This is a genomic window from Candidatus Brocadia sapporoensis (assembly GCF_001753675.2).
Classification (GTDB): Bacteria; Planctomycetota; Brocadiia; order Brocadiales; family Brocadiaceae; genus Brocadia; species Brocadia sapporoensis.
Map to the genome: position 1 here is coordinate 1 of NZ_MJUW02000013.1, position 7,901 is coordinate 7,901.

Consider the following 7,901-nt stretch of genomic DNA (forward strand, 5'->3'; position numbering starts at 1 on the left):
CGCCCTACACTAAACTCTATGGGGTAAAGTGTCCAACTAATATTGACACAGAGGGAAACGTGCAGGAAGAAGATTCCCAGCGTTTTACTGCTAAAAATCTATAATATTATTTAACATAGTTATTGTTGTAAAGAGAGCTCATGTACAACTCAATGAATTGGTCTGGAATTGAATCTGTTTTCTTTGCGTCTAACCGGTTTATCATCGCTAGCATTTGCTCTTGCGATTTCCCAGGATGAGCAGTGTCTCGCAGGCTATTAGCATCGGAAACAATAAATCGTTTCGTCTAATGCTGAACCTCCGCAAGACACCGTCAAAAAGCGCAGCCACATCTATACCTATTTTTCATAACAGATCAAAAGAATACGATGAGGCCGATGTTGCGAACAATTTTCTAGCACTTACTAAATGATTTTACAAAATAATACTGTAATGAATAACCATTCACTTTCAGGTGCAGATAACAATAACAGTGTAAAAAAAACAGCCGCTCTAAAATTTATTGTATTACTTGGTGTCGTGAGCCTTTTTGCGGATGTAACATACGAAGGCGCCCGGAGCATTAATGGCCCATATTTAGCCTTACTTGGGGCAAGTGCAACGACGGTTGGATTTGTTGCCGGACTTGGGGAACTAATCGGATATAGTTTACGACTTGTCGCTGGTTACATCAGTGATAAAATGGGGAGATACTGGCCAATCACGCTGTTTGGTTATTCGTTGAATCTGCTGGCCGTGCCTGCCCTGGCTTTGGCTGGACGCTGGGAAATTGCTGTTTTGCTCATGATTGCAGAGCGCATGGGAAAGGCGATTCGAACCCCGGCACGTGACGCAATGCTTTCTCACGCAACCAAGGAGATCGGCAGGGGAAAAGGCTTTGGACTGCACGAGGCGTTGGATCAGATAGGAGCGGTGCTTGGCCCGCTCGCCGTTGCCGGAGTCATTTACTTTAAGGAAGGTTATAGAACTGGTTATGTGATTTTGCTTGTACCTGCTCTTATGGCAATAAGTGTGCTCATAACGGCCAGATGGTTATACCCCCAACCCCGTGATTTAGAAGTAGCTCAAACTGAATTGGAGACAAAGGGATTCCCCAGAAAATTCTGGCTTTATCTGATTGCCGTCGCATTAATTGCTGCCGGTTACGCGGACTTTCCGCTTATTGCATATCACCTGAAAAAGGTATCGGTTGTTTCAGATGCCTGGATTCCTGTCTTTTATGCTATTGCAATGGGTGTCGATGCTATTGCGGCACTTTTTTTTGGATACCTGTTTGACCGCATAGGCATTTCCACACTAGTCATTGCTTCCCTCTGTTCTATGCTCTTTGCACCGTTGGTTTTTTGGGGAAACTTCTCTGTTGTCCTGATCGGAATGGGGCTCTGGGGTATGGGTATGGGGGCGCAGGAATCCATTATGCGTGCTGCTATTGCAGAAATGGTCCCCATAACCAGACGTGGTGCGGGATATGGAATTTTCAACGCAGGCTATGGCGTATGCTGGTTTCTCGGCAGTGCGCTCATGGGCTTTTTCTACGACTTTTCATTAATGGCTCTTGTCACATTTTCGGTCGTAGTGCAGCTTACGTCCGTTCCATTGCTTCTATTGGTTAAAAGAAGTTCTTCAAAAGACAAAAAAGAAGCGGTTGTATAGCAGTCTATTTCGTAACAATACCGTCAATATTTAAAAAATTTCAAGAGGAAAGAGGCCATCTATGACGACAGTTTTTAAGGGCAATTTCTCAGCCACTGCCATTGGAAGTCTTCCCCATATCGACGTTGAGGCGGCCTGTGAAATCATGTTCAAATCACTCCCGGAGATTCCCTGCTGGCCTCAGTTACCAAAGCTAAACGTCAATGAAGACATGTGCATCCAATATACGGAAGGGTTGCCCTGTATTACAATCGCCGCGGATGGGAAGACGGTCAGTATTGACGTTTCTCAAGATACGTCTGGTGCACTGGCAGGTTTCTATGATGCTTATTTGAAAAATGACCCTGATCTGTTCCGGATAAGTCCTGAATGTTCTGCAGGATTTTATGCGATGATTGAGCAACTCAACAAGTCACCACAAAAATCTTTCCGTGCAATAAAAGGGCAAGTGGTTGGCCCGATTACCCTGGCCGGTTCCTTGAAGCTTTCTACGGGCATTACCGCCCTGTACAGCGAAGAATTCTTTGATGTAATCATCAAGTTGATGGCGATGAAGGCATATTGGCAGTTTACCAAATTATCCCAATATGGCTTGCCTGTCATGATCTTTGCAGACGAACCTTATCTCACGAGCTTTGGCTCGGCATTTATGAACATCAGCCGCGAAAGGGCAATCAGCGCCCTCAACGACGTCTACGAAACCGTCCAGGCTCACGGCGGCTTAACGGGCACTCATTGTTGCGGAAATACGGACTGGGCCATGCTCATGGAATCCAAGGTGGACATCGTAAGTTTTGACGCTTATGAGTTTATGGATAAGTATCTCATGTACTGGCGTGAAATACGGGCATTTCTTGATAGAGGAGGCTATTTGGCATGGGGCATTGTCCCAACTTCTCCGAAGATAATGAACGTTTCGCTCAATGACCTGATAAAAAAACTGGATGAAGGCATCAAATTTCTCATGAGTAAAGATATATCAAGGGCAATAATTCAGGAAAGGTCCATCATTACACCCAGTTGTGGGACAGGAACTTTGACCATTGAAGAGGCGAAAAGGGTAATGGCATTAACGTATGAACTATCCATGGCAATGAAGAAATTTTAAATAAGGGGATTTTACACAAATCTATGCATAATATAAATGTCTACGAACCCAAGCTTTTGATGGTTAAATGCCTTTGGCACGGTGCCAACGATCTTAAATCCAAGTTTTAACCATAACTGTATCGCAACAATATTCGTACTCACGACAAAATTAAATTGTATCGCAGAAAAGCCTTGTTTTTTTGCCTGTCTTATAGAATGACTCCCCATGGCCTTACCAATACCCTGCCAGCGAGCTTCAGGATGTACCATATAAGCCGCATTCGCAACGTGGGCGCCCAAACCTGGCTGATTCTTCCTCAAAATATATGTCCCCAGAATTTTATTCTGAAATTCTGCAACATAGGTATGAACAGAAGACGACATCCATAAAGTTCTGCAATCTTCTTTGCGTGCTTCCGGATCAAAGGCAAAGGTATCTCCCCTTTTCACTATCTGATAAAAAATGTCCCATATATCTTCAAAATCTGTCTCTTTTGCCTTTCGTATTTTAATCATGTCTCTCTTGAAGGGGTTTTATTGGTAACGTAAAAGCAAAGGTACTCCCTTTCCCATATTCACTTTCTACCCATATTTTCCCCCCCTGTAATTCCACCAGATGTTTTGTAAGAATTAAGCCAAGGCCTGTCCCTTCGTAGCGGCGTGAATATGAGCCGTCTAATTGAAGAAATGGTTTAAATAATTTATCAATGTCTTCAGATTTGATACCAATTCCTGTGTCGCTTACCTCAATTTGAACGTATTGTTCTGCCAGTTTTGCATAAATAGTAACCTTGCCATTTTCTGGAGTAAACTTAATGGCATTGGATAAGAGATTAAACAGGATTTGTTTAAATTTTACTTTATCAGCAATTATGAGGGGTATGTCAGGATGAAACTGTGTTTGCATGCGGATGCCTTTCTTGTTGGAAAATTTGAAAACGGCATTCAATACCTCGCCAATAACCTCTTCAAAAGAAAACTCTTCATACGTGAGCTCAAATTTCCCGGCCTCAATTTTTGAGAAGTCAAGGATGTTATTAATCATGCTGAGCAAGTGTTGCCCGCTACTATGGATATCATCCAAACATTCCTTTTGTTCTTTATTGAGAGGGCCGATAACTTCATCCCTTAAGACTTCAGAAAAACCGATAATTGCATTCAATGGAGTGCGTAGCTCGTGTGACATGGTTGCTAGAAATTCTGATTTCAGCCTGTTCGCTTGTTCTAGTGCAATATTTGCCTGACGAAGCTGTTTTGTCTTTTCTTCCACTTTATTTTCGAGATTCAAATACAAACTTTCCAAATGCTTCGATTGTTCAATCGCAGTTTTTTTGTATACGTCCAACAAATTTGTTTGAGTAGCTATCAAGGACCTGAGTTTGTCTTCTTCTTTAATCTCGACCTTATCACTGACAAAGATATTTTCTGTTACAAAAGTCAACACCGCCATCCTTACACTTAAGGCAATGTTTTTGAACATATTTGCTGTCTCGCGAGGAATTTCCGTCTTAGAAAACATAATTAGTGAGAACAAATTTCCTGTAGGCAATATGCTTCCTAGTCCTAAAACAGATTTGATTTCGTAAGGGGCTACGAATTTATCCTGAACTGGAATATAAGGGCTTCCAAGGGCATTGGGTACGTAGAACACGTTGAACACCTTTCTTCCCAACCCTATAATAAAGTCTGGAGTAGGATCAAGAACATTGCTAATGTCTATTCCTAATTGGTTAATCATTTGGTTAATCATGGGGATTTGTTCCACGGCATGTTCACTCACCAAAGGAATAACCCTGTGTTCTTTGGAAAGTTTTATCGAGTTCCACTCAGGTCGTATTCCCACCGTGGCTAACAGAATCAAACATTTCATTCGTTGCCGGACAGGCTGCCCACCTATTATTTCGTTTGCCAATTGGCGTAATTCCGGGTCTAGCCTTAAGAGAGGGTACGTCATAAAAAAGCGTACCAGGACACACGATCGTTCCCCGGTTTGCCTCTCCGTAAGATTGTCATAAAAATAGTGAACCATCAGATTAGCCAATTCTTCCAGGTTTTTAGCCTTAAGTCCAAATGCCTGTAAAGCATCGCCGCAGCGCGTCATATCTTCTAAAGTAAATTTTGTTAAATCATACATTGCTTGTAAATTTATCGTATAGGAATTTTCATTTTATTTAAGCGGGTTATAGGGTGGCGCTGACAAACTTTGTTTGCCAATGTGATATATTCCAAATGCATGTGTATGTTCAAACAGCATGGACAAACAAGCTTGTCCATGCTACCATGTAACCAAAGACATAACTTGTCTCTATTCAGGGAAGGGAATGGAAGCCATCCTTTTCAAGTTGTAAACAGAAAAAAGTATCTAGTACCTGGTTGCGTAAATTGGCGTTATTATGTATAGCGCTCTTCAGGCATTCTGTTTTTATTCTTAGGAGACGCTGAATCAAGTTCCGCATGACATTTTGACATCATTTGTCATTCCAAACTCGTTTCGGAATCTTCTTTGGAACTTAATGCCGAACGCTAATGTGGTGTCCCGTAAATAACTAGACATATTACTCTTCCCGTTTTTGGCGCCGGGGCTGCGTGCAACCAGGCTGGATGGCCTCCAGTTTGGCCCGAGCCCGCTCGATCTTACGGAGGATATCCTCCAACTTGGCTGTCCAGACAAACGGCTGCGGGTTGGCATTCCAGGCGGCGAGAAAGGTTTCAATGGCCTGCACCAATTCTGGGACGCTGACAAAAGCACTGCACCGGATCGCTTTCTCCGTTAACTCCCCAAACCACCGCTCCACCAGATTCAGCCAACTCGAACTGGTGGGAATGAAGTGGGGCACAAACCGCCGATGGGTTCTCAGCCAGGCTTGCACCTGCGGTGTTTTGTGCGTGCCGTAATTGTCCAGCACCAAATGCAGTTGCTGCTCCCCAGGAAACTCCCGGTCTAACCGCCGCAGGAATTTCAGAAACTCCTGATGACGGTGTCGGGCCTGGCACTGCCCGATCACCTTGCCGTCCAACAAACTTAAAGCGGCAAATAGCGTGGTCGTGCCGTGACGCTTGTAGTCGTGGGTCATCGTGCCACACCGACCCTTCTTCAACGGCAGTCCGGGCTGTGTCCGATCCAACGCCTGAATCTGGCTCTTCTCATCGACACACAGTACCAGTGCCTTCTGCGGCGGATTCAGATACAAACCCACCACGTCGGTCAACTTCTCCACAAACTTCGAATCCCGCGACAGCTTGAAGGTTCGGCTGAGGTGCGGCTTGAGGTTATGCAATTGCCAGAGCCGGTTGACTGTGTTCTTGCTCACGCCTTGGGCCTTGGCCATCAGTCGGCAACTCCAGTGGGTCATGCCCTTGGGCTTGGTCTGCAAGGTGGCGGCAATCAGCGCGTCGCGCTGGGACAGGCCATACTGCGGTTTACGACCCCGACCGGCTTGTGTCTCCCAGACCGCGTCGATCCCGGCTTCCAGGACTCTCCTCCTCCACAGTGCGGCGGTATGGCGGTTGACTCCGCAGGCAGAAGCGATGGCCAAGTCTTGTTGTCCCGCCGCAGCGGCCAAGACCAACCGACACCGCAACGCGACCTGCTGCGGCGTGCCGTGGGCCGACTGCCACTGCTGCAGCCGCGTTTGATCCGCAGCCGACAATTCCACTGATGGACTGGTTCTCGCCATGCTAGGAATCATAGCACCTTTCTCTCGATATGTCTAGTTATTTACGGGACACAACACTAATTTAAGCGATTTAATGCAAGAATCATGTTCCGTCTGTACCTTTCATGCACATACTCATAATACTTATCCAAAACTAGGTGAGCACTTCGGGATTTACACAGTTCGGAGGTTTCTGCCCGTTTAAGACAGCAATGATATTCTCTGCTGCCATAAGAGACATCTTCGTTCTTGTTTCCACCGTAGCACTGCCAAGATGTGGCGCGAGGACGACATTGTCCAGTTCTGCAAGCCCTGGCTTTAATTTAGGTTCTTCCTCATAGACGTCTAAACCGGCTCCTGCAATCCGCTTATTTCTTAAGGCACTTATCAAAGCCACTTCATCGATTACAGCACCCCGTCCAGTATTTATAAGATACGCAGTCCTTTTCATCAGAGAGAGTTCTTTTGCACCAATCAAGTGTCTGGTCTTTTCAGAAAGGGGGGCATGGATAGAAATAAAATCTGACTCTTTGAGTAATGTTTCTAAATCTACCCTTTTCGCATGGAGATTTTCTTCCAATATGGCATTTCTGCTGCTCCGCGTTGTATACAAAACCCTCATCTCCCATCCCCGCGATCGCATAGCCATTGCTGTTCCAATCCTGCCTGCTCCAACAATACCCAGGGTTTTTCCAATAAGATCTCCGCCCAGCAGCATCATGGGAGCCCATCCCGTGAATTTACCGGCACGGGTAAGCTTATCGCCTTCAACAATCCGCCGGGTTACGGAAAAAAGCAGCGCCCAAGCCATATCTGCTGTACTGTCCGTCAATACGCCGGGCGTGTTTGTTACCACGATGCCCTTTGCAGTGGCGGCCTTGACATCGATGTTGTCATATCCCACGGCGTAATTAGCAATAACTTTTAAATTTTTTGCATCATTTATTAATCGTGCATCTAACCTGTCGGAAAGCATGGTGAGGATCGCGTCTCTGCCCTCTACTTGTTGCAGAAGCTCATCATAAGTCAACGACCTGTCATAAGGGTTCATCTCCACCGTTAGACAAGAATTTTTAAGTAGAGTAATGCCTTCCTCAGGAATTTGTCTGGTAATAGATACATTTAATGACATCCACGGTTTCCTTTACACTAAAAATAGATCTTGCAACTTTCCTTTGTTTATATATCAGTCACAATAATCTTTATATAAAATCATATAATCCACAATTATTTTTATCGCCTCCGGGCGTAAATCCAAATTAAGTGCTCTATTTTCCAGGACTTTTTCTGTAAGTTTCCACACCGCGCACCAATCTTCGGTAAGAATTATTTGCGCCTTGGTAAGGGCTAAAATGATTGAAACGGTAAAACTGTCTTTCATTGCCTTCTGAGCCACTTCAAGTAATGGTAAGGCGTGCGCTGGATCAAAATAATTGTCCATGACCATGCTTATCTTTACCCACATTTTCTACTGGACAAATGCTGGCGGAGATAATGAATGAG

At 44.8% G+C, this 7,901-nt stretch carries 7 protein-coding genes; 2 read left to right on the forward strand and 5 right to left on the reverse strand.

Going from position 1 to position 7,901, the window contains the following annotated elements:
- The first annotated feature begins 432 nt into the window (after positions 1 to 432).
- Both BIY37_RS00240 and BIY37_RS00245 read left to right on the forward strand, forming a co-directional pair.
- Complete coding sequence (locus BIY37_RS00240) at positions 433 to 1,653, forward strand: MFS transporter (RefSeq protein ID WP_080324736.1); 1,221 nt, start codon at positions 433 to 435, stop codon at positions 1,651 to 1,653.
- A 61-nt stretch (positions 1,654 to 1,714) separates the two neighbouring features.
- A complete protein-coding gene (locus tag BIY37_RS00245) occupies positions 1,715 to 2,761 on the forward strand; it encodes a uroporphyrinogen decarboxylase/cobalamine-independent methonine synthase family protein (protein WP_070065845.1) in 1,047 nt (348 codons plus the stop codon).
- A gap of 11 nt (positions 2,762 to 2,772) precedes the next feature.
- Here BIY37_RS00245 and BIY37_RS00250 read toward each other — a convergent pair whose 3' ends face one another.
- The 5 genes from BIY37_RS00250 to BIY37_RS00270 all read right to left on the reverse strand — a co-directional run bounded on the left by BIY37_RS00250 (position 2,773) and on the right by BIY37_RS00270 (position 7,839).
- Positions 2,773 to 3,255, reverse strand: coding sequence for a GNAT family N-acetyltransferase (locus tag BIY37_RS00250; protein ID WP_070065850.1), 483 nt, complete (start codon positions 3,253 to 3,255; stop codon positions 2,773 to 2,775).
- Positions 3,251 to 4,876 carry a sensor histidine kinase gene (locus BIY37_RS13605; protein ID WP_070065846.1) on the reverse strand — a complete coding sequence of 542 codons (1,626 nt, stop codon included), beginning with the start codon at positions 4,874 to 4,876 and terminating at the stop codon, positions 3,251 to 3,253. The genes BIY37_RS00250 and BIY37_RS13605 overlap by 5 nt, the downstream gene beginning before the upstream one ends.
- A gap of 421 nt (positions 4,877 to 5,297) precedes the next feature.
- On the reverse strand, positions 5,298 to 6,419 hold the full coding sequence (locus tag BIY37_RS00260; RefSeq protein ID WP_070065851.1) for an IS630 family transposase: 1,122 nt from the start codon (positions 6,417 to 6,419) through the stop codon (positions 5,298 to 5,300).
- A 133-nt stretch (positions 6,420 to 6,552) separates the two neighbouring features.
- Positions 6,553 to 7,530 carry a 2-hydroxyacid dehydrogenase gene (locus BIY37_RS00265; protein ID WP_070065847.1) on the reverse strand — a complete coding sequence of 326 codons (978 nt, stop codon included), beginning with the start codon at positions 7,528 to 7,530 and terminating at the stop codon, positions 6,553 to 6,555.
- A 54-nt stretch (positions 7,531 to 7,584) separates the two neighbouring features.
- Complete coding sequence (locus BIY37_RS00270) at positions 7,585 to 7,839, reverse strand: hypothetical protein (RefSeq protein WP_143299104.1); 255 nt, start codon at positions 7,837 to 7,839, stop codon at positions 7,585 to 7,587.
- Between the last annotated feature and the right edge of the window lie 62 nt (positions 7,840 to 7,901).